The organism is Mariprofundus sp. NF, from assembly GCF_013387455.1.
In the GTDB taxonomy this organism is placed as follows: domain Bacteria; phylum Pseudomonadota; class Zetaproteobacteria; order Mariprofundales; family Mariprofundaceae; genus Mariprofundus.
This window is the reverse complement of record NZ_VWNC01000010.1, coordinates 47,654-69,139: the sequence shown is the minus strand read 5'-3', so window position 1 is coordinate 69,139 and position 21,486 is coordinate 47,654. Positions and strand designations below refer to the sequence as shown.

Below are 21,486 nucleotides of genomic sequence, written 5' to 3'. Positions count from 1 at the left end.
TTAAAGCAGGCAAACCTAAGATGCTGATTGTTGGAGCGGTAATGCGTAAATTGATCCATATCATTTATGGTGTGTTGAAAAACAACCAACCGTTTAACCCTGATTTTCAGGTGAAAAACGTTTGACTGCCAAGACGGTATCTGACCCCGAGGGTTTTTGTGGAATCACAGGACTAGAACTGGGGCATCAGCTATATCTCAAGCAGGGTAAATAAAAACGGGCGCACAAAGTGCACCCGTTTAATTGATAATGGAAAGGATCTCCTTTGCATTAGCTGCCGTAATTGAAATCCTTCCATGAGATGAAAAAGAAGGCGGTGATGTAGAGGACAATGAAGACCAGAGGGGCAACTTTAATGAACAGAGGCAGCTTCTGGGCTTTGTCTTTCAGGGTGCGCAGCAGTGGGGCAAGGGTAACACGCTGAGACATGATTACACTGGTCTGACGATCCATAATAGCGGTGAGGATTGTGTAGGCCAGTTCATGATGGTTTTTCATCAGTTCTGTGAAATCATCATGCGAAAGCGTGTAGATCACACAATTTTCAAGTGCAGTTACATCTGCACTCCGGCGTTTGTTATTGAGGAAGCTGAGTTCGCCAAAAATGGTGCCTGCTTCAATCTCGGCAAGAATAACGCGCCCTTCGTAGCGATTGTTATCCTCAACCTTGGCTTTGCCTGAACGCATAATCTCCAGGGTGCCGCCAGCCTGACCTTCGGTGATAATCTTTTCGCCGGAAGCAATATTGGATACGGTGAGGCAGTTCAGTGCGCCGTGCTCGGAATCTGTAAGATCCCGCTTAAGAATGGTTTTTTCCAACCATGAAATATCAACTGCCATCTGTTTCTCCTGTTAAAGCAACTGTTGCAGACCTTTGTGATCTGCAGTTATACAATTTTATGGTGCGAACTCTGTCACCGGTTTGAAAAGGTTCCGTGAGATTTGTCACTAATGCTATAATAGGCTGCTTTTACGATTATAACAGCCACATTACAAAGCCGGTGGTCAGCATCGCGGCAGGGCCATTCCAGCGTCCGGGGAACAGGGCGCGGGTGGCTGATGTCGTCATGGCGGCGATCAGGGTGGCAATGATCAGCGCTTGCCAGGCGGTGCCGTGGTAGACGTGCAGTGCCCAGCAGAGCAGGGTTGTAGAGACAGCAATTAGCGTAATATGGCCTGCCAGCGTCTGATTGGGATGGGCAGGGAAACCAAGTGTGCGGTGGTTGAATTTCAGGGTGGCAAGCTGGTCAACCCAGTAGGCTGCCGGAAATGCGATGCAGAAACAGAGGCCCAGTCCAAAACCGAACTCAGGAATGGCTTGAAACCAGAGCGAGGCGATGAGCAGGGCAGTGATAGTGTGGGTGAGTGGCATCAGCAGAGGCCGCTGCTGCATGGCTCTGCCGGTTTCATTGACTATCGGGCTCCAGGCCACTCTTAAATGTTGAAAGAAAGGTCTCTTCAAGCTGATTGCAGCAAGGCTGAACAGGAGTAGCGCTGCCAACCCTGCCCATAACCAGCTGGCATCAACGTAGACCGGCCACATCAGCACCCAGATTGAGAAGATAGGCGGCAGCGCCTGTTGAATGGTCTCCGGTGGAGCACCACGGCGTAAGAGCATGACTGAAAACCAGGCCAGTTGCAGGATGCCGAACAGCACCAGTCCACTGAGGACAATATCACTTGTAGCTATGGTTTCAGACATGGCGGCAGATTAGGGGTTAAGGAGAGTTACGGCAAATATGAGATGCTATGAGCTATCTTTGCCCAACGCGGTCTAAATCGCTAGGTTGCTGTTCAAGTTTTGAATAGGAGGGGATGCATGACCCAGGACGAAATGAAGCAGCAGGTGGCTGAGGCTGCCTTGGAATATGTGAAAAGCGGTACTATCGTTGGTGTTGGAACCGGATCTACTGCCAATATGTTTATCGATGCACTGGCCAGTATGAAAGATGATATTATCGGTACAGTTGCCAGTTCAGAGGCGACAGCCACCAGACTTGAAGGGCATGGTATTCCGGTTCTCAGTCTCAATGATGCATTGAAACAGGTTGATTCCCTGTCGGTCTATATTGATGGTGCTGATGAGTTTGATGCAGGCCGCAATCTGACCAAGGGTGGTGGGGGCGCACTGACGCGTGAGAAAATCGTGGCGGCTGCTTCTGATCAGTTTATCTGCATAGTTGATGAGAGCAAGCAGGTGAAACATCTGGGGGCTTTCCCGCTGCCTATTGAAGTGATTCCCATGGCACGGGAACTGCTGATGACCGAAAGCAAAAAACTGGGTGGTAATCCGGTGCTGCGCGAAGGTTTTGTTACTGATAACGGCAATGTCATTATCGATGTGCTGGGCATGACCATCACAGATCCGCGTGGTCTTGAGGATCATCTCAATAGTATTCCGGGTGTAGTTACCAACGGTATCTTCTCACATCAGGGCGCTGATATTGTGTTGATGGCAACACCAGATGGCGTGGTAACGATCTAGTAACAGATGGGAGATTTGGGGGAGAGCAGGATTTATCACTGCGGGATGTTGATAACATCCCTGTTCTCCCTGCTCCTGTTTGCTCACTCCGCTCAGGCTGTTGATCTTGCCCTTGAACCGATTCAGCCCATTCCAGATCGTCTTCAGTATGATGCTGGCAAAGCCGAATTGGGTGAGAAACTCTTTTTTGATAACAGGCTTTCCGGTGACAACTCTATCAGCTGCGCTCACTGCCATAACCTTGAGGATAAAGGTGGTGCAGATGGACTGAAACGCTCCTTTGGTGTTGAAGGGCGGGTCGGGCTTGCCAACTCGCCGACGGTATTTAATGCCGCCCTCAATTTCAAACAGTTCTGGGATGGACGGGCTGAGACGCTGGAAGAACAGGTTGACGGCCCTGTGACTGCACACGGTGAGATGGCCTCTGAATGGCCTGCAGTGATTAATAAACTAACTGCTGATGCCTACTATAAAAAAACCTTTTCCCGGTTATATGACGATGGCATCACTGCAGCCAATATCAAACATGCCATTGCTGAATTTGAACGTACTCTGATTACCCCGAACTCACGATTTGATCGCTATCTGAAAGGGGAGGCCGATGCGATCACTGTTGAGGAGAAAAAAGGCTATCGTCAGTTTAAAGAGTATGGTTGCACTGCCTGTCATCAGGGTGCCAATGTGGGCGGCAACCTGTTTCAGGTTCTTGGTGTAATGGGTAACTTTTTTGATGATCATCCGATTGAAAACAGTTCGGATCTGGGGCGCTTTAATGTAACTGGAAAGGTGTCTGACAAACATCGCTACAAGGTGCCATCACTGCGTCTGGCTGTGTTGACTGCACCCTATTTTCATAATGGTGCTTACGACTCCCTCTATGATGCAATTCGAACCATGGCGAAATATCAGTTGGGCAGAGAGATTCCCGATGATGATGTTCGCTCTATCATCAGCTTCCTCTACACGCTGCCCGGTGAATTCAAAGGTGAATCACTTGAGCCGAAAGAGAGAGAGCATCTTATTTTTCCGATAAAAAACAGGAAAGATTCACGATGAAAGCTGTTTCATTGAAAGTGCATGTTCTGTTGATTGCCTGTCTGGGGCTGCTGCTGGTGATGCAGTTGATTAACGTTCAGCGTTTTGATGCTAATGAACCGCACAACATTCACTATATTCTGGAGCGGATGGAGCATCTTGATACCCAGTCCGAACAGAATATGTTGCAGGTCTATAGCAGGAATCTCTTTCATTATGATCTTATGAGCAGAGATCTGGCTGAGTTGAAAAGCCTCAGCGGAGAGCTCTCCCTGTTACTCTCTAATAACAGTGCGTTTGATGATTATCTGGCTTCACTCAAAACATCGGTTCAGATCCAGTTGCAGGGCGCATCAGAATTTAAGGCCTCATATGCCATTTTATCCAACTCACTGCGTTATATACCTACGCTTGTTTCACAGCTGCAAGCAGATTATCCCGAGCATTATCAATGGCTTACCGAGCTTAATCGTGATGTGTTTCAGTGGAGTGTCTACCCCAATGATCAGGATGCTAAGGCTCGTATTCAACGTGGTTTAAACAGGACCAAAGAGCTGGGATTAAAGAGGCTGCATCGCCATCTGCAGGTGATTCTGAATTATTCACCACAAGTTTTAGATGCTATCGATACGGTGGTAACCTGTGGTACTGCGGAGAATGCAAGGGAGCTTTCAATTGCCTATGACCGCTATTTTGCTGCCAAGGTGGAGGAGAATAAACGTAACCAGTATCTGCTGGCAGCATTGGCTATTGTACTGCTGCTCTATCTACTGCTGCTACTTATTGCAAGGCAGCGGGCTGCACTGCAACTGAGTGAGAGTGAAAAGCGCTTCCAGCTGCTGTTTGATCTTATTCCGGACGGCGTTGGTATCCACAGAGATGGCTGCTGGGTCTATTGTAATCCTGCCATGCTGACGATGTTCGGAGCGCAAACAGAAGATGAATTGATCGGCACGCCTGTAATTGAACGTGTACATCCGCAACTGCGTGATCAGGTGGCAGAGCGGATTCGCAAAGAGGTGGATGATGCATTGCCTGCCCCCCTGATGCAGCAAGGTATTTTGCGACTTGATGGTTCTGAATTCCAGGCGGAGGTGCAGGGCATTCCATTTCAGGATAAGGGTCGCACGGTGGCCATGACGGTGATTCGTGATGTGACAGCCCGGGTAGAGGCTGAGCAGGAAGTGAAGAAGGTTCAACAACATCTGCTTGCCGCACAGAGTGTGGCACATGTCGGAAGCTGGGAGCTTGATCTGACCAGTAGTGCACTGTGGTGGTCGGATGAGGTCTACCGTATTTTTGAGATAGAGCAGACTGAATTTGGTGCCTCATACGAAGCGTTTGTTGCGAGCATCCATCCGGATGATAGAGAGAGGGTAGATAGTGCCTATACAAGGCATCTTGAAGAGTCGGTTGCTTATGATGTAAGGCACCGACTCCTATTTGATGATGGTCGCATTAAATATGTGCGGGAGCGCTGTGAAACCGAACGCGATGCAGAGGGCAGATCTCTCACCTCTATCGGTACAGTACAGGAGATCACCGAGCAGGTGCTGGCAGAGCAGAAGAAATTGTTGCAACAGGAGAAGATGGAGCATGTGCAGCGGCTGGAGTCACTCGGCATTCTGGCTGGCGGTATTGCCCACGACTTTAACAATATTCTCACTGCGGTGATGGGTAATGCGGCACTGGCAGGGCGGAATATTGATGAGATCTCCCCGGCCAGAGAGTTTCTCTCCCGCATTGAGACCTCCACCCAGCGGGCATCTGATCTATGCAAGCAGATGCTGGCCTATTCAGGTAAGGGTAAGTTTGTGGTTCAGGCGGTTAATCTGTCGCATCTGGTTGAGGAGATGACTCGCCTGATGGAGGTCTCGATCGAGAAGAATGTGGTGATCAAATACCACATGGCTGAAAACCTTCCGCCAGTGGAGGCTGATGCGGCACAACTGCAGCAGGTGATTTTGAATCTGATTACCAACGCCAATGAGGCGATAGGTAGCAAAAGTGGCGTGATCTCATTTGCCACCGGTGTGATGCATGCAGATCGGAACTATCTCAGCCAAACCATTACCGATATGGAGCTACCTGAAGGGCGCTACGCATTTATCGAAGTTTCCGATACCGGTTGCGGCATGAGTGCGGATGTGATGCATAAGATGTTTGATCCGTTTTTCACCACCAAATTTACCGGACGTGGTTTAGGTATGAGTGCTGTGCTGGGTATTGTGCGCGGTCATCAGGGAGCGCTGCGCATCTACAGTGAGGTGGGTAAAGGCACCACATTCAAGGTGCTGCTGCCGGTCTCATCTCATGATTATGTTCAAGAGCAGGCCATGCAGGCAGAAGCGCAAAACTGGCGTGCAGACGGAACTATTCTGGTTGTTGATGATGAGGAGACGGTCAGGGAAGTTGCTACCATGATGCTGGAGGATATGGGATTTAAAACGCTGAGCGCGGTAGATGGTTCTGATGCTCTGCAGGTATATCGAAAACATGAGTCTGAGATTGTGGCTGTACTGCTTGATATGACCATGCCGAAAATGGATGGCAAAGAGTGCTTCCGTGAACTGCGCCGCATTAATCCTGAGGTGAAAGTCATACTTTCCAGTGGTTATAATGAGCAGGATGCAACCAGCCGTTTTGTCGGTCAGGGGCTGGCAGGTTTTCTTCAGAAGCCATACGCGCCGGAAGCATTACATGAAAAAATACGTATTATGTTTGACAATGAGACAGATAACTTACAGTGATCTAATGTAAAACTTTCATATGCTGTGATAATTTGCTACAACTAGCATATGGTGTGATGGCTAGGATTAAAGCTAAAGAATACTCTGAAGAAGTCAGAGTATTCTTGAGTTACGTTGGCGAACGAGAGGTGTTGGTCATGGGGAATTGGAGCAGAATGCAGCGCAGTGTGATGCAGATGGATCCGCTTCTGCTCACCATGCTTGTCTCTATTCCTTTCGTATTTATCTTTGCCACGATCAATTTCACACTTGGCCTTTTCGACCTGAGCCAGATCGAATTCCTGATGGTGCTTACGCTCTCCGCACTCTACTGGTGGGCCAGAAGGGGAGACCCTTCCTCAGCTGTTCTAAAACATCTCTATATTTTACACCCGGTGACCCTCTTTGCGTTTCTGTTTCTGCAGGGAGGTTATAGTGATATCGGTTTCATCTGGAGTTTAGGCCTTCCTTTTGTCGCATGTCTGAGCGCTGGTTCCCGCATTGGACTGGCCTGGACAGTGGTCTATGCCCTGATCATTGTGGCACTCGGCATCGGAGCTGAGGATGTTGCATGGCAGAAGCTGGTATATATCGGTCTTGGTTATTTTGCCTTCACGCTCGTTGCCGTCTACACAGTGCTCTCAAGGGAGAAGAGTGAAGAGCTTAAAGGCGTTCGTCTGAATGAAACATCGTCTCGCCTGAGGCAGGGGGAAATTGCACTTTCCGAAAGCAAGGTGAGCCATCGTCAACTGCTTGATGCGATGCCGCATGCCATAGCACTGCATAGTGATGGCAGATGGATCTACTGTAATATTAATGCAGCTATATTACTGGGGGCTGACGGGGCTGAAGAGGTGATTGGCAGTTCGCTGTTTGATTATATTGATGCCTCGGATCACGGCCTGGTGTTGGAGAATATCAACCGTATGAGTGACAGCGGCCGACCGATCCCACTTTACGATATCCATATCGTGAAAAAGGATGGCAGCTCCTTTACCGGATCACTGCTCTCATCACCTGTCAGAATTGAGGGGATCCCTGCCTTCCTGGTATCGCTGGAGGATGCAACTGAGCGGGTGCGGCAGGATGAAGAGCACTATAATCTCAAGACGCAGCTGGAGCATGCCCAGCGACTGGAGTCACTCGGTGTTCTGGCTGGTGGCATTGCCCACGATTTTAATAACCTTCTGGCTGCCATCTCAGGTAATGCGGAGCTGGCTATTGCCAAGGCAGAACCCGATTCGCCACTGCACGGCCATATCGAGAACATAGTCGGCACCTGTGACCATGCCGCTGAACTATGTAAGCAGATGCTCGCCTATGCCGGTAAGGGGAGTTATGAGCTGGAGGTTCTCAACCTTAACGAGATGGTGAAATCGATGGGTAAACTGATCAGAGCCTCGGTCAGTAGCAATATCTCCCTGAAAATGAAACTCGATAGCCACCTTCCCGGTATTGAGGGGGATGTGGCCCAGATCCAGCAGCTGATTCTCAATTTTATTGTTAACTCTGCAGATGCGATCGGCAAAGAGACTGGTGAGATCAAGGTGTCGACTGGTTATAAACATATTGATCGCAACGTGCTGGATCGGATGTATAACGGCTCTGAACTGGATGAGGGTGAGTTTGTCGCCATTGAGATCCGTGATAACGGTTGCGGCATTGATCCGGAGATGCAGACGAAGATTTTTGACCCCTTCTTCACTACCAAGGAGACCGGTAGTGGTCTGGGTCTTTCGGCTGTTTTGGGTATTGTCTGCGGCCACAAAGGCGCCATTCAGCTATTCAGTGAACCCGGTAAAGGCACTGCCTTCCGCGTATATCTTCCTGCTACCAATCAAGCGGTAAAAGAGAAGATGGTCACCACCATGGAGGTGGAGGCGTGGCAAGGTGATGGCAGGGTACTTGTGGTTGATGATGATCTTCGCGTGCGCTCGGTGGCCTGCTCATTTATTGAAATGCTCAATTTCGAGGTGATAACTGCTGATGATGGTAAAGAGGGGCTGGAGCAGTTCGGGAAACATCATAATGATCTGGTGGCTGTGCTGCTGGATATGACCATGCCGGTGCTCGGTGGTGTTGAAGCGATGGCAGGGATGCGACAGATCAATCCGAATGTTCCGATCATTCTTGTCTCCGGCTACAGTGAAGTGGAGGCGGGGACACTGGTTAGTGGTGATCGACCTGAGGCCTTTCTGCAGAAACCGTTTAAGGCTAAAGAGTTGAAAACCGCACTCTATGAGGTGATGCATAAACCGGCCTAGCGCTGCTTTCACTGCTGATCATTTCCAAATAGCCGACAGGCTTCTAGACTCCTGCGCCATGCAAGTCAGCGATTTCGATTTTGAACTTCCGGAACATCTTATAGCCAAAAAGCCGCTTAAGCAGCGTGATGCTTCGCGTCTGCTCTGCCTGCCTGAAACAGGGGATGGCCCTGCCGACGCGAAGATCAGTGATCTTCCCGGACTGGTGCAACCCGGCGATGTGTGGGTGATCAATGACACCAGAGTTATCCCAGCCCGTCTGATAGGCACTAAAGCCAGTGGTGGCAAGGCTGAGGTGCTGCTTCTGGAGCCGGCAGGGGAGAATCACGTATGGCTGGCCTGGGGAAAATCAAACAAACCATTGAAACCGGGTATGATCATTACATTTTCAGAAGAGTTCAGTGCCGAGGTGTTGAAGCGCGATGGCAAGCATATCGAGGTGCTGCTGCATGCCGATGATGTGGCTGCTGCTATTGAGACCTTTGGTCATATGCCTTTGCCTCCCTATATTGATCGCCCAGACAGTGAGGAAGATAAAGAGCGTTATCAGACCGTATTTGCCAAGCATGCCGGTGCCGTGGCTGCTCCCACAGCAGGGCTGCATTTGACAGCTGAGCTGATGGCTGCAATGCAGGATGCAGGTGCGGTTTTCGCCCATGTCACACTGCATGTCGGTCCCGGCACCTTCCAACCTGTGCAGGTGGATGATGTGAACAATCATGTGATGCATGAGGAGGCGTATATTGTGCCTGCTGAAACAGCTGATCTGGTGAATCGGGCCAAGGCTGAGGGGCGACGCGTGGTTGCTGTCGGTACTACAAGCTTGCGCACACTGGAGGCAGCCGCTGTTGGGGGAGAGCTGAAGGCCGGTGCAGGCAGGACTTCCATCTTTATCTATCCGGGTTACCATTTCCAGATTGTGGACGCGCTGCTAACCAATTTTCATCTGCCCAAATCGACCCTGATTATGCTGGTCTCTGCGCTTGCCGGGCGTGACGCTGTATTGGATGCCTACGAATTTGCCAAAGCACATAACTACCGCTTCTACTCCTATGGCGATGCGATGTTTGTGCCGGGGTCAGAACGCCTATGAAACTCTTTATTGCACAAATCAGCCCCAGGGTCGGTGATCTGAGCGGCAATGTGCGCCAGATCCATCAGGCCATGGCAGCGGCGCAAAAGAGCTGCTGTGATCTGGCAATATTTCCTGAACTTGCTGTTACCGGTTATCCACCTGAAGATCTGTTGCTGCGGCCGCTGTTTATGGATGAGGTGGAGCTGGCTGTAGAGGCGATTGTCGCTGCTACTGGCAATGCCATCGTGGCTTTTGGGGCACCACGTAGAGACGGCTCCGAACTGCGCAACAGTGTGGTGCTGGCATCCCACGGCAGAGTCGTTGGATATTACGACAAACAGAAATTGCCCAACTACGGTGTCTTTGATGAGCAGCGCTACTTTTCAGCGGGTCTCGGTGATAACACCATCTTTGAGGTCAATGGTTGGTCCATCGGGGTCGGCATCTGTGAAGATCTCTGGCATGATGAACTGGCAAATGAGCAGGCAGGCAATCGCTGTGACGTCTGGCTGAATCTTAATGCATCACCATTTCATATGGGTAAGCAGGTGCAGCGTGAGGCGCTGGTGGCACGACGCGCCAGAGAGTTTGCGGCACCCGTGGTCTATCTCAATCCGGTCGGTGGTCAGGATGAGGTTGTTTTTGATGGCGGTTCTCATGTTGCAGATAGTCAGGGTAACCTTCTCTTGCGCGCGCCGATGTTTGAAACCTGGAGCGGGGTCGTTGATCTTGCTGCAGTGGGTTGCCAACTGCTGACACCCCTGCCGGAAGATCTGGAGCAGGTGCACAGCGCACTGGTGCTGGGTGTGGCTGATTATGTGCAGCGCAATGGTTGTAAGCAGGTGGTTATTGGTCTCTCCGGCGGTATCGATTCGGCACTGACTGCAGTGATCGCTGTAGAGGCGCTGGGGGCTGAGAATGTGCTCGGTGTTCTGCTGCCGTCACGTTACTCCAGCGACCACTCGCTCTCTGATGCCCAGGCGCTGGTTCACAATCTTGGTATGGAATCGATCACGCTGCCCATCGCTGATGGTGTGGATGTGATAGAACAGACGCTAAGCGATACCTTTGCAAGCTGGGGTAAATCAGAACCTGATCTGACCGAGGAGAATATTCAGGCACGTATTCGCGGCGTGTTACTCATGGCGATTTCAAACAAAACAGGGCGTATGGTGCTCACTACAGGCAATAAATCTGAGATGGCCGTGGGTTACGCTACCCTTTACGGCGATATGGCCGGTGGTTTTGCCGTGCTTAAGGACGTTTATAAGACGCAGGCATTTGCACTTTCGCGCTGGATAAATCGGGATATCGAACTTATTCCGGAAAATACGATCAGCAAACCGCCTTCGGCAGAACTCAGGCCTGATCAGAAAGATTCCGACTCGCTACCCGATTATGATGTGCTTGATGCAATCCTCGCAGCTCACATCGAAGAGCGTTTGGGCGTGGAAGAAATTGCTGCACGCGGTTATGATGTTGCCGAGGTCAAGCGGGTGGTGCGCATGTTGCAGCTGGCAGAGTATAAACGCCGCCAGTCGCCGCCGGGTGTGAAGATCACCGAACGCGCCTTTGGCCGTGATCGCCGTTATCCGATCACCCACGGTTTCTGGGAGTAGCAAGCGCCGGTGTTCCCGGCGCGCGATAGCAGTTTTTTTTGTTGGAAGGAGAATAAATTGAAGAAAATCGAAGCAATCATCAAACCATTCAAAGTCGATGACGTCAAAGATGCACTGGGCGAACTGGGTATCGATGGCATGACCATCACTGAAGTCAAAGGCCATGGCCGCCAGAAGGGGCACACCGAGCTCTATCGTGGCGCCGAGTATGTGGTTGATTTTGTGCCCAAGGTGAAGGTGGAGGTGGTTGTCGGTGATGATCGCATCGAAGAGGCACTGGAAGCGATCTGCGCTGCAGCATCAAGTGGCAAGGTGGGCGATGGTAAGATTTTCGTATCTCCTGTTGAGCAGGTGATCCGTATTCGTACTGGCGAGCGCGATCACGAGGCGCTATAGCAAGTTCTGAGATTGCCTTTTTAACCATATTATGACACAGTCGCGCATCCATTTTACCGGGTGGGACTTTCTAAAAACAGAACAGGAGATTAGTTGTGAGTGACGCTATCAAAAAAGTTTTCGATTTGATCGAAGAGAACGAGTGCGAATTTGTTGACGTACGTTTCACCGATACACGTGGCAAATGGCAGCATGTAACCTATCCAATCCATCAGTTGAGTGAAGATTCATTCGAAGACGGCTTTGCCTTCGATGGCTCATCGGTTGCTGGCTGGTGTGATATTAATAATTCAGACATGGCGCTGATTCCAGATCCGGCAAGTGCCAATATCGATCCGTTCTTTGAGGCTTCCACGCTGGTTCTGATCGCCCAGGTTATCGATCCGATCACTGGTCAGGATTATAACCGTTGCCCACGTCAGGTGGCGCAGCGTGCTCTGAACTACATCCGTTCTGCCGGCATCGCTGATACTGCATATTTCGGTCCTGAACTTGAGTTTTTCATCTTTGACGGTGTACGCTTCAATAACGACATGGGTGGTTGTGGCTACCAGATCGAGTCTGAAGAGGCGGCCTGGAACTCCGATAAGAACTTCGCTGATGCTTCTGAAGGCATGATGCGTAACTCCGGTCATCGTCCACGCGTGAAGGGTGGTTACTTCCCGGTTCCTCCGGTTGATTCCCTGCATGAAATTCGTAGCGACATGTCACTGGTTCTGACTGATATCGGCATCGAAGTTGAAGCCCATCACCACGAAGTGGCAACGGCTGGTCAGTGTGAGCTGGCAATGAAGTTTGCTGAGTTGATCCAGAAGGCGGATGAGGTGCAGTGGTACAAGTATGTAATCCACAATGTGGCACATGCACACGGTAAAACTGCTACCTTCATGCCTAAGCCGATCTACGGTGATAACGGTACTGCCATGCATGTGCATCAGTCTCTGTGGCTCAAAGGCAAGAACCTCTTTGCTGGCGACAAGTATGCCAACCTCTCCCAGGAAGCACTGTGGTATATCGGTGGCATCATCAAACATGCCAAGGCACTGAACGCCATCACCAACGCTTCTACCAACTCATATAAGCGTCTGGTTCCAGGCTTTGAAGCACCGGTTATGCTGGCTTACTCCAACCGTAACCGTTCAGCTTCCATCCGTATTCCGGTTGTAAACTCTGATCCGGCTCGCCGTATCGAAGTTCGCTTCCCTGACTGCACAGCTAACCCGTATCTGGCATTCACTGCTATGATGCTGGCTGGTCTGGATGGCGTTGCTAACAAGATCGATCCGGGCGAAGCTGCAGACAAGAATCTTTATGACCTGCCACCGGAAGAGGGCAAATTGATTCCTACTGTTTGTGGTTCTCTGGAAGAGGCGCTCAATGCACTGGATGCAGATCGTGACTTCCTGAAAGTCGGTGGTGTCATGGATGACGATATGATTGATGCCTACATCGAGTTGAAGATGGAAGAGCTCAACGAAGTTCGTATGCGTCCGCATCCGAAAGAGTTCGAACTCTACTACTCTGTCTAATCACGCTTGATCAGATCGAAACTGAAAGGCCGCCCAATGGGCGGCCTTTTTATTTGTCCGGTAAAATCTTAAGGGGAGACTTAACGGTTTAACCAACCCACCCAGCTGATCAGGAAGTTGCGATCTGCGCTGAGATTGACCCAGCGTTGAAAATGGTCGCGCTCAACCAGCATCCATGGGCCCGGTTGCGCAGAGAAGAGCACGTGATCGGTGATTTTTCTTACGATCCATGGATTCCCCATCCTGTTAGCCCAGTCGCTGCCAAAGCTCGAGATGCCGGTTAACTGGACTGATTGTTGCATCATCACCGAGTCTCCTTTGCTTATCGCAGATGAACTGCTTTCACCTTTTCACTTTTATATATCGGTCTGAAGAGATGGAAATTTAATCGCCGATTGCGAAGGTTTTCCTCTTCCGATTGCATGGGTATACTCATGCAATGAGTGATCAGATCGATTTCATCCTTCAACATAGCCCCGCAAGTTTACATGCCGATGTTCGGCGTCTCTGTGCAATATCGCAGCAGTTTTCGACACTGATGCGCAACGCTGATGAGGCTGAGTGCAGCGCTCTGTTCAGACCGCTTGATGAAGCCCGCTTGCCCGATGGCAGTGAAAGCTGGGTGCCAGGTAGTGAGAGCAGTGATCTGGTGAGCTGTTTGTCGCACCTTCGATACTGCAAACATCGCGGTCATCGCCACCTGATCTGGTGGGAGATGGGATTAAACGGTGATATGGATGACTCATGCCGCGCCATTGCCGATCTGGCTTCAGGGCTGATGGATGAGGCTTTGAGGATGGCAGAGAGGCTGATAGCGCCGCGTTATGGCCGTATCGAAGGCGGTTCATTCTGTGTGATCGGACTGGGCAAGCTGGGTGGACGTGAACTGAATCTGGGTTCGGATGTCGATCCACTGTTTCTCTGGCAGGGCGAAGGCAGCTCGGTGGATGGGCGTCAGTCGATCCCTGCGCCTGAGTATTATATGCATCTCTCACGTATGCTGATTCGTCTGATGAGTGAGCGTACAGCCGATGGCATCGTCTGGCCGGTGGATATGCGCCTGCGTCCCGGTGGTGATGGGGCAGCTATTGCCCTGCATCTGGAGGCGACACTCAGCCACTATCTGGAGTATGGGCAGACCTGGGAGCGGGCAATGCTGATCAAGGCGCGACCGGTAGCCGGGGATATGGCGCTGGGTCAGGCCTTTATTGATGGTATCTCCCCCTTTATTTTCAGGCGTTATCTCGATTACACCACAGTATCAGCCCTTGCTGATATGAAGCGGCGCATCGACGGGCAGGCGGGGTTAGGCGGCATTGCACCCGGTTTTGATGTCAAGCGGGGCAGGGGTGGTATCCGCGAGATTGAGTTTATTATCCAGTCATTGCAGTTGCTGCATGCAGGACGTGATGAGAAGCTAAGGGTTCAACCCAGCATGATCGCCATTGACCGACTCATGCAGGCGGGTGTGATCGGGGAAGAGGATGTGGCTGATCTGAAAGCTGCATACCGCTTCTGGCGGCGCATTGAGCATGCGATTCAGTCTCGCCGTGGTGAGCAGACCCATAAATTGCCCGAGGATTATGCCGACTATCTCACTGCTGCGACCGGCATCGATCATATCGAGCAGCAGATGGTGCATCACGCTGCCATTGTCGAGGATGCATTCAGAAAGTTTGTCAAACCGGTTGGTGACGATGTTGTGGAAGAGATCGATTGGCTCTCCGGTTCGCAGCAGGGAATGGAAAAATTGGCAGAGGAAGAGCGTGAGCGCATGGGGCTGGCGCTTGAGCGAATTGACAGGTGGCTTTCGCGTGGTCTGCTGCCTGAGCGTAGCAGGGTGCAGACCGGGCGCATTCTGCAACAGGCGATGCCGAAATGGCTCGATGATGAGAATGGACTCTCCGCACTGGAGGCCTTTGCCGACCTGATCCACGCCATCTCCGGTCGTGCTACCTGGATCGATCTTCTGGCTACCCATCAGGGGGCACTGGACTGGTTGATCGGTGTGCTCTCTGCCAGCCGTTATCTGGCAGATCATATTGCCAGAGACCCTTCATGGCTGGAGTGGCCGCTGATGGCCGAGCATGGTGAGGTGGATATCAGGGCTATCTGTGCAGAGCTTGATGCACTGAACGATTTTGACGATGTTGAACAGACACTGGCTGATATTGGCCGTGGCGTAGATAAAGGACGCCTGTTATGCGCGCTGGCAGTTGATGCACATGCATCCGATGCCATGACCATTGGCGGTTGGATGGCGGATATTGCCGATGCTGCAACGGCTGCGGTGATTCGTCTCTGCCTGTTTCAGATGGATCTACCCAGAGACTTTCCATTCGTGGCGCTGGCCATGGGTAAACATGGTTCGCACGAGATGGGGCTGGTCTCCGATCTAGATATGGTCTTTGTTTTCGTGCATGACGATCCGCGTGAGATGTTCGGCAAACGCAGTGCCGGTGAGCATGCCCAGCGCATTGGGCGACGTGCCATCCAGTATCTGACTGCACCGCCGCCGTTCGGGGCGGGCTTCGAGTTTGATGCACGGTTGCGTCCATCGGGAAGTTCCGGTGTGCTGGTGACCAGTCTGATCGGCTTCCACGATTATCAGTTGCGTGAGGCCCAGACCTGGGAGCATCAGGCGCTCTGTAGAGCACGCGCTGCGGCAGGCCCTGATGCTGCAAAGAGAGCTGTGGAAGATATCGTGACGGAGATTCTCGATCAGCAAAGGGATCATCATACGCTGGCTAAAGATGTAATGGAGATGCGTCGTAAGATGATCGATCATCTGGCCAGCAAGTCAGAGTCGCTGATCAATCTCAAACATGATGCCGGTGGTCTGGTTGATATCGAGTTTCTGGCGCAATATGCACGTCTGGCATTCGGCGGAAATGGTCGCCGGACCATTGATCTGCTCAATGATCTTCCGGAGTCAGCGCCTGAAATGTGGCAAGAGGCGGGTCGCTGGCTGGCCGGGACATACCTTGACTATCGGCAGATGGAGAATGCGCTGCGTGTCGAATTATGGCGATCAATCGGCAAGCTGCCGAAAGATGCGGCGGCCACCGAGTGGGAGACCATGCGCAGGCATGCAGTAATCACAACACCTGATACGTTGATTGAACGCATGAACAGGGTACATGCGTTATTTAAACAGCTTCTAAATAGTTAATTGTAGTAGTGAAAGGTTGGAGGCAGGGGCGAGAATCGAACTCGCGAATAAAGGATTTGCAGTCCTCCGCCGTAGCCACTGAGCCACCCTGCCGTTAACAACCACTTAAAATAAAAGGGGAGGAGAACTCCTCCCTTTTTAATCTGGAGCGGGTAACCGGGCTCGAACCGGTGACCTCGACCTTGGCAAGGTCGCGCTCTACCAACTGAGCTATACCCGCTAACGGGGCGAATAATGCCGTCTGTTTTGCCATTGTCAAAGGTAGGATGTTATGAAATTAAAAAGATGAAGGTTGCAGTTCTCTGAAGCTTGCAGTTATCGGGTGGGATGCTTTGAAGTTAAGCAGACAGGTTCAGGTTGGAGGCAGGGGCGAGAATCGAACTCGCGAATAAAGGATTTGCAGTCCTCCGCCGTAGCCACTGAGCCACCCTGCCATCTGAACCTGAAGCAATAAAAAAAGGGTCCTTGCGGACCCTTTAATCTGGAGCGGGTAACCGGGCTCGAACCGGTGACCTCGACCTTGGCAAGGTCGCGCTCTACCAACTGAGCTATACCCGCAGACGGCGCGAATAATGGCGAATGAGCGGGGAGTGTCAAGCATTGACTTTCGGGTAGCAATTGCGTCAGATTATATCTCACTATCTGGTTCCAACGAGTAATATTAACCGCAAAGCTTCAACTACATTTGGCATGACTCATATCTATTTTCAGGGAGACGAATCTTGAACGATACCGAGAAGCGCAAGATCTACATATTAGATACAAACGTACTGGTACACGACCCCAACGCGCTGCAGCGTTTTGATGAGCATGATGTGGTTATCCCGATTGTCGTGCTTGAAGAGATGGACAAGATTAAGAAGGGGCTGGATGAGTTGGCCCGCAACGTGCGCGATGTCTCGCGCCAGCTTGATGAACTCAGCGCTGAGTGCGAAGACCTCTCCAAAGGCTGTCTGTTGCCCGGTGGTGGCAGGCTCTATTTCGAGATGTCGACGATTGAATCGCTAAAACTTCTGCCTGACTCACTGGCCAGAAGCGGTGGTGATAATCGCATTATTGCGGTAAGCCTGTCGATGCAGCAGCAGCATCCGGATCGTCACGTTATTCTGGTATCCAAAGATATCAATCTACGTATTAAATCGCGCGCACTCGGCCTTAGAACTGAGGATTACCGTTCAGATCGCGTGGTCACTGATCTCTCTATCCTGCCCAGCGGCAAACAGCGACTGGATGAGGCGGAGTGGAGTCTGATGGCTGAGGATATGGATGTCGGTGAGCATGACCACGGCAACCGTTATATCGTGACCTGGCCTGAGGAGAAGGAGCTACCGTTCCTTAATAGTTTTGTAGTGCTGCCCGGTGAGCGCGAGGTGGCGGTTCAGTGCACACAGATTGATGAGGGGCGCAGAGTTCACCTCTGTGACATTACATCCTACCGCAATGATCGCCACGCCATATGGGGTATCAAAGCCAGAAATCTGGAACAGAACATGGCGATGAACCTGCTGATGGATGCAGATCTCGATCTGGTGGCGATGCTCGGGCTTGCCGGTTCAGGTAAGACCCTGCTGGCACTGGCCTGTGGTCTGCATCAGACGCTTGATGTGGGGCTGTATGAGAAGATACTGGTGACTCGTGCAACGGTGCCGATGGGGCAGGATATCGGCTTCCTTCCCGGCACAGAACGCGAGAAGCTGGAGCCGTGGATGGGGGCGATTACCGATAACCTCTCCATTCTTCTCGGTGATGAGGCGCAGAATATCGGTGATATTCTTGGTCAGCACAGGATTGAGATCGCGGCCCTCTCATTTGCCCGAGGTCGCACATTCACCAAAACCTGGTTGATAGTCGATGAGGCACAGAACCTGACACCACATCAGATGAAAACGATTGTGACACGTATGGGTGAGGATTCGAAAATTCTACTGCTCGGTAACAATGCTCAGATCGATACGCCTTATCTGACTGCCCATACCAATGGCCTGACACAGGCAACGATGGCCTTTGCAGGCTGGGAGCATGCAGGTCATATCGCGCTGAAAGCCAGTGAGCGCTCAAGATTGGCATCCAGAGCGGTTGAGGTGCTTTAAGAAAACCTAATGGGGTTGATCTGAATTAACTGTTGTAGTGAGCCAATCAAAGGCATCATCATAGCTTTTGAATACCCTCAGTTTCTTGTTGTTGTTAGGCACCAGATTTCGATAGGTGATGTACATCTGTGCCAGACCGAAGGCCAGGGTGGAGCTTACGACGATGGCAAGTCTGGTCTGGATCTCATGTTGATCTGAACGTTGAGCGATTCTGCTGAGTTCAATGATACCTCTTGTGGAGAGGTTGAGATCAGTGATGTGGCGAAAGTCGAGAAGCTCGTTAAACAGCTGATAGTCAAGATGACCTTTGATCTCCTGTTGGTAGCTGGTTAAGGCATCAATGAAGTCATTGTCTGAAGCCTTGCCACTCCAGGTTGTAACAATCAGTTGATTGGCCAGATCGATATCGTGGCGAACAGACATATGATCTATATCCATGTTTCTCTGTTGTTGATTATCATCTCGTCCCGTCACATTCATATAGATATTATAGACGAAGAAATATGGGATGGAGGAAGAATGTTTCTGTGACCCGGATTACCGGCTATGACTACGTGGCCAGATGCTGTTTGAGGTGAGAAATTGAACCCACGTTTCAGCAGGTTTCCGATATTCTTCCAGCTGCAGGTCGAGTACATGCAGATCGGCATCGGAGATGTCGTTGGCAGCGATTTGCCGCTTCTTAATCTGCTCTCTTAAAATGGTCTCTTCGATATCCAGCCAGAAAAAATGAAGCGGGGCGGCGCTGCTGTCAGTCAGCTGTTTAAGATGAAGACGCGAATCGGGGTGGATGAAGGTGGCATCGAGAATCACAGAAAAACCAGCATCAATGGTGGTTTTCGCAGCTGCAAACATGGCGTTGTAGGTGTTGATGTGCATCTGATTGCCATACAGCTCCAGATCAGGGTGGTTGGCCGCGATGCGTTTGCGGGTGGCATCACTGCGGATCATGATGGCCCGCTCTACCCCGCAGCCGAGCAGTGCAAGGTGGCTTTTGCCACTGCCGGAGAGTCCACCAATGGCAAACAGTGAGCTCTGCTCTCTGCCGGTGCAGGCAAGTGCGAGTTCGAAATAGTCGGCTGCTTCAGAGAGTTGAAGCGACCTCTTTTCTCCCTCCAACTCATCAGCCAGCAGGCATGCTACCTTGCCGCGCACTGTGGCCCGGTAGAAGAGGTAGAGCGGTAGCAGCTTCAGACCACTGTAATCACCTGAAAATTCGAGATAGCGGGAGAGAAAACGCATACCGAGATCCGGCCTGCCGTGGGCATCGCAATCCATAATCAGGAATGCGACATCACTCATCGTATCGATGGTGCTGAAATCATCATTGAATTCGATGCAATCAAAGAGGCGTGGGTAGCCATCGATCAAGGTGATGTTTTTCAGATGCAGGTCACCGTGGCAGTGGCGGATATGGCCATCTGATTGGCGGGCTTCAAGCAGTGGCTGCAGCGTTGCCAACTCACGCCTGGCAAACTGAGTGAGGCTCTGAATGGTTTGTCGGTTTAGCCCGGTGCCGATATGGCGGGATGCAGCATCCAGATTGAGCGCGATATGGTTCTGCAAGAGGGCGATATGATCGATCTCCCTGTTGGCTGCAGAGCTATGGTGAAAGCCTGCCGTATCACAAGCCAGCGCATCCATCCATGCGGCATCAAAATTGCCATTATTCAGTCGCTCATTGAGAAGATCAGACTGACTGAAGCGGTGCATCTTCAGGCAGTAATCAACCACCTCTCCATCTCCATCCAGCTGATAGCTCTCACCTTGCCGACAGATGTGGTGCATACCGAGATAGATGGCAGGGGAGATACGACGATTGAGCTCCAGTTCGCGTTTACAGAAATATTTGCGTTTCTCAAGGCTGCTGAAATCGAGGAAACTAAAATTAACAGGTTTTTTGAATTTGTAGGCGTATTCACCTGCCAGAAAGACCCATGAGATGTGGGTCTGAATCATCTCGATTTGCTCTGCCGGATGGGGATAGATGGCCGGATCAAAGAATGGTTTGAGGTGGTTTGGAACTGATTCCATGTTTAATCTGCCTTGCAAACAAAACAGGCCCCGGTAAAAACCGGAGCCTGATATTTGTGTGTCAGCAATCTGTTAACCGTTGTGGATAAACATGCCACGATTAATATCGCCAATGCTGACCATGCCGGTGAGCTTGCCATCATCAACCACCGGGATACGGCGCAGGTTCTTCAGGCCCATGTAGGAAGCGGCTTTCAGAAGCGGAGTATCAGAGGCGACAGTCATCGGATCAGGTGTCATAACATCCTTGATCTTCATGCACATCACGCGTTTGTAGTTCTCTTCCATGTCTTCAAAATCACGCGCCGATTTTGCATCGTGAATATATTCACCGAAGTTAGGATAAAGTGGCAGCATGGTATCGCGGATGGTAATAATACCAATCAACTTGCTGGCATCGTTGTCGTCGATAACCGGCAGTGAACCGCAACGGCGCATTACCATTTTTTGTGTTGCATCATGCAGCGTATCACCTGCTTTGCAGGTAAGGCATCCCTGTGACATGACATCAGAAACTTTCATGATTCCCCCTATACATTTGAAACGTAGCGTAATGCGAGGCATTACAGCGGCGAGGATAGACCTAATTTTCATTTTGTGCACCCGCTTTATCCGGCAAGAATCTATTGACACTGCATTGCGAGACGGTATTGTTCCGCGCCCATATCAAGCGCAGTTGAGAGGCTGCAAGGAGCAAGAATACGTGGCAAACCATGCATCAGCACTGAAACGTGCACGTCAGGATCAGAAAAAACGTCTGCAGAACCGTACGCAGAAATCTACTATGCGCACTGTTATCAAGCAGGTATTGGCTGCAGTAGAAGCCGGTGACAAAGAGACTGCAACTGCAGCACTGCGTCAGGCAACTTCACTGCTGGATCGTGCTGGTCGTAAGAATCAGATTCATGCGCGTCAGGCTTCCCGCCGTGTATCTCGTCTTAATGCGAGTGTAAAAGCAATCGCCTGATTAAACAGTATCAAGTTTTAAAGCCCGTCTGACATTTAGTCCGGCGGGCTTTTTTTATGGCTGAAGCTTGTGAGCCACGTGTAAAAGTCGT

General features: G+C 51.0%; 17 protein-coding genes, 4 tRNA genes and 1 pseudogene. 12 read left to right on the top strand and 10 right to left on the bottom strand.

The features are described 5' to 3' along the window. Positions 1–125: pseudogene (locus tag F3F96_RS11880) on the top strand (IS110 family transposase); the annotation flags it as partial. 145 nt (positions 126–270) lie between these two features. Here F3F96_RS11880 and F3F96_RS11875 read toward each other — a convergent pair. Together F3F96_RS11875 and F3F96_RS11870 are read right to left on the bottom strand one after the other, a co-directional pair. Beyond that, a complete protein-coding gene (locus F3F96_RS11875) occupies positions 271–840 on the bottom strand; it encodes a Crp/Fnr family transcriptional regulator (protein WP_176963492.1) in 570 nt (189 codons plus the stop codon). 136 nt (positions 841–976) lie between these two features. Beyond that, positions 977–1,702, bottom strand: coding sequence for a hypothetical protein (locus F3F96_RS11870; protein ID WP_176963491.1), 726 nt, complete (start codon positions 1,700–1,702; stop codon positions 977–979). 117 nt (positions 1,703–1,819) lie between these two features. On the opposite strand from F3F96_RS11870, the gene rpiA reads away from it, so the two are divergent. The 8 genes from rpiA (at position 1,820) to glnA (ending at position 13,132) form a co-directional block, all read left to right on the top strand. Beyond that, the gene (rpiA, locus tag F3F96_RS11865) at positions 1,820–2,485 is read left to right on the top strand and encodes a ribose-5-phosphate isomerase RpiA (protein WP_176963490.1); all 666 of its coding nucleotides are present in this window, start codon (positions 1,820–1,822) and stop codon (positions 2,483–2,485) included. Positions 2,486–2,530: 45 nt separating this feature from the next. Further along, entirely contained in the window at positions 2,531–3,541 is a 1,011-nt protein-coding gene (locus F3F96_RS11860) for a cytochrome-c peroxidase (protein ID WP_176963489.1), read from the top strand. Then, positions 3,538–6,270 (top strand): DAHL domain-containing protein, encoded by a 2,733-nt coding sequence (locus F3F96_RS11855; RefSeq protein ID WP_176963488.1) that lies wholly within the window; start codon positions 3,538–3,540, stop codon positions 6,268–6,270. The genes F3F96_RS11860 and F3F96_RS11855 overlap by 4 nt, the downstream gene beginning before the upstream one ends. 137 nt (positions 6,271–6,407) lie before the next feature. After that, positions 6,408–8,513 carry an ATP-binding protein gene (locus F3F96_RS11850; RefSeq protein ID WP_241697817.1) on the top strand — a complete coding sequence of 702 codons (2,106 nt, stop codon included), beginning with the start codon at positions 6,408–6,410 and terminating at the stop codon, positions 8,511–8,513. A 58-nt stretch (positions 8,514–8,571) separates the two neighbouring features. Then, positions 8,572–9,606 carry a tRNA preQ1(34) S-adenosylmethionine ribosyltransferase-isomerase QueA gene (gene queA / locus F3F96_RS11845; RefSeq protein WP_176963487.1) on the top strand — a complete coding sequence of 345 codons (1,035 nt, stop codon included), beginning with the start codon at positions 8,572–8,574 and terminating at the stop codon, positions 9,604–9,606. After that, the gene (locus tag F3F96_RS11840) at positions 9,603–11,207 is read left to right on the top strand and encodes an NAD+ synthase (protein WP_176963486.1); all 1,605 of its coding nucleotides are present in this window, start codon (positions 9,603–9,605) and stop codon (positions 11,205–11,207) included. The genes queA and F3F96_RS11840 overlap by 4 nt, the downstream gene beginning before the upstream one ends. Before the next feature lie 57 nt (positions 11,208–11,264). Next, positions 11,265–11,603, top strand: a complete 339-nt coding sequence (locus tag F3F96_RS11835) for a P-II family nitrogen regulator (RefSeq protein ID WP_176963485.1) — start codon at positions 11,265–11,267, stop codon at positions 11,601–11,603. Positions 11,604–11,698: 95 nt separating this feature from the next. Then, positions 11,699–13,132: a type I glutamate--ammonia ligase gene (gene glnA / locus F3F96_RS11830; RefSeq protein WP_176963484.1), complete on the top strand. Its 1,434-nt coding sequence runs from the start codon at positions 11,699–11,701 to the stop codon at positions 13,130–13,132. A gap of 80 nt (positions 13,133–13,212) precedes the next feature. Here glnA and F3F96_RS11825 read toward each other — a convergent pair whose 3' ends face one another. Beyond that, positions 13,213–13,437 carry a hypothetical protein gene (locus tag F3F96_RS11825; RefSeq protein ID WP_176963483.1) on the bottom strand — a complete coding sequence of 75 codons (225 nt, stop codon included), beginning with the start codon at positions 13,435–13,437 and terminating at the stop codon, positions 13,213–13,215. A 134-nt stretch (positions 13,438–13,571) separates the two neighbouring features. Here F3F96_RS11825 and glnE point away from each other — a divergent pair, with 134 nt between their 5' ends. Next, positions 13,572–16,304 carry a bifunctional [glutamate--ammonia ligase]-adenylyl-L-tyrosine phosphorylase/[glutamate--ammonia-ligase] adenylyltransferase gene (glnE, locus tag F3F96_RS11820; RefSeq protein ID WP_176963482.1) on the top strand — a complete coding sequence of 911 codons (2,733 nt, stop codon included), beginning with the start codon at positions 13,572–13,574 and terminating at the stop codon, positions 16,302–16,304. 17 nt (positions 16,305–16,321) lie between these two features. Here glnE and F3F96_RS11815 read toward each other — a convergent pair. The 4 genes from F3F96_RS11815 to F3F96_RS11800 form a co-directional block, all read right to left on the bottom strand. Further along, positions 16,322–16,397, bottom strand: a tRNA-Cys gene (locus F3F96_RS11815). 51 nt (positions 16,398–16,448) lie between these two features. Then, positions 16,449–16,524, bottom strand: a tRNA-Gly gene (locus F3F96_RS11810). Positions 16,525–16,662: 138 nt separating this feature from the next. Continuing rightward, a tRNA-Cys gene (locus tag F3F96_RS11805) sits at positions 16,663–16,738 on the bottom strand. Positions 16,739–16,786: 48 nt separating this feature from the next. Further along, a tRNA-Gly gene (locus F3F96_RS11800) sits at positions 16,787–16,862 on the bottom strand. 164 nt (positions 16,863–17,026) lie between these two features. Between F3F96_RS11800 and F3F96_RS11795 the strand changes: the two genes are divergently transcribed. Next, positions 17,027–18,394, top strand: coding sequence for a PhoH family protein (locus F3F96_RS11795; RefSeq protein ID WP_186338980.1), 1,368 nt, complete (start codon positions 17,027–17,029; stop codon positions 18,392–18,394). Between the two features lie 6 nt (positions 18,395–18,400). Here the strand turns inward: F3F96_RS11795 and F3F96_RS11790 are convergent, their stop codons facing one another. From F3F96_RS11790 to F3F96_RS11780, 3 genes are all read right to left on the bottom strand, one after another. Next, positions 18,401–18,874, bottom strand: coding sequence for an STAS/SEC14 domain-containing protein (locus tag F3F96_RS11790; protein WP_176963481.1), 474 nt, complete (start codon positions 18,872–18,874; stop codon positions 18,401–18,403). Between the two features lie 57 nt (positions 18,875–18,931). Beyond that, positions 18,932–20,428, bottom strand: coding sequence for an AAA family ATPase (locus tag F3F96_RS11785; protein ID WP_176963480.1), 1,497 nt, complete (start codon positions 20,426–20,428; stop codon positions 18,932–18,934). A gap of 72 nt (positions 20,429–20,500) precedes the next feature. Next, positions 20,501–20,950 (bottom strand): cyclic nucleotide-binding/CBS domain-containing protein, encoded by a 450-nt coding sequence (locus F3F96_RS11780; protein ID WP_176963479.1) that lies wholly within the window; start codon positions 20,948–20,950, stop codon positions 20,501–20,503. Between the two features lie 181 nt (positions 20,951–21,131). Here F3F96_RS11780 and rpsT point away from each other — a divergent pair, with 181 nt between their 5' ends. Continuing rightward, entirely contained in the window at positions 21,132–21,395 is a 264-nt protein-coding gene (rpsT, locus tag F3F96_RS12370; RefSeq protein WP_176963478.1) for a 30S ribosomal protein S20, read from the top strand. Positions 21,396–21,486 lie beyond the last annotated feature (91 nt).

What these genes read in the sequence shown, in the direction of transcription:
- F3F96_RS11875 (WP_176963492.1), bottom strand. Translation starts at nt 840, where the DNA reads ATGGCAGTTGATATTTCATGGTTGGAAAAAACCATTCTTAAGCGGGAT.
- F3F96_RS11870 (WP_176963491.1), bottom strand. Translation starts at nt 1,702, where the DNA reads ATGTCTGAAACCATAGCTACAAGTGATATTGTCCTCAGTGGACTGGTG.
- rpiA (WP_176963490.1), top strand. Translation starts at nt 1,820, where the DNA reads ATGACCCAGGACGAAATGAAGCAGCAGGTGGCTGAGGCTGCCTTGGAA.
- F3F96_RS11860 (WP_176963489.1), top strand. Translation starts at nt 2,531, where the DNA reads ATGTTGATAACATCCCTGTTCTCCCTGCTCCTGTTTGCTCACTCCGCT.
- F3F96_RS11855 (WP_176963488.1), top strand. Translation starts at nt 3,538, where the DNA reads ATGAAAGCTGTTTCATTGAAAGTGCATGTTCTGTTGATTGCCTGTCTG.
- F3F96_RS11850 (WP_241697817.1), top strand. Translation starts at nt 6,408, where the DNA reads ATGGGGAATTGGAGCAGAATGCAGCGCAGTGTGATGCAGATGGATCCG.
- queA (WP_176963487.1), top strand. Translation starts at nt 8,572, where the DNA reads ATGCAAGTCAGCGATTTCGATTTTGAACTTCCGGAACATCTTATAGCC.
- F3F96_RS11840 (WP_176963486.1), top strand. Translation starts at nt 9,603, where the DNA reads ATGAAACTCTTTATTGCACAAATCAGCCCCAGGGTCGGTGATCTGAGC.
- F3F96_RS11825 (WP_176963483.1), bottom strand. Translation starts at nt 13,437, where the DNA reads ATGATGCAACAATCAGTCCAGTTAACCGGCATCTCGAGCTTTGGCAGC.
- glnE (WP_176963482.1), top strand. Translation starts at nt 13,572, where the DNA reads ATGAGTGATCAGATCGATTTCATCCTTCAACATAGCCCCGCAAGTTTA.
- F3F96_RS11790 (WP_176963481.1), bottom strand. Translation starts at nt 18,874, where the DNA reads ATGAATGTGACGGGACGAGATGATAATCAACAACAGAGAAACATGGAT.
- F3F96_RS11785 (WP_176963480.1), bottom strand. Translation starts at nt 20,428, where the DNA reads ATGGAATCAGTTCCAAACCACCTCAAACCATTCTTTGATCCGGCCATC.
- F3F96_RS11780 (WP_176963479.1), bottom strand. Translation starts at nt 20,950, where the DNA reads ATGAAAGTTTCTGATGTCATGTCACAGGGATGCCTTACCTGCAAAGCA.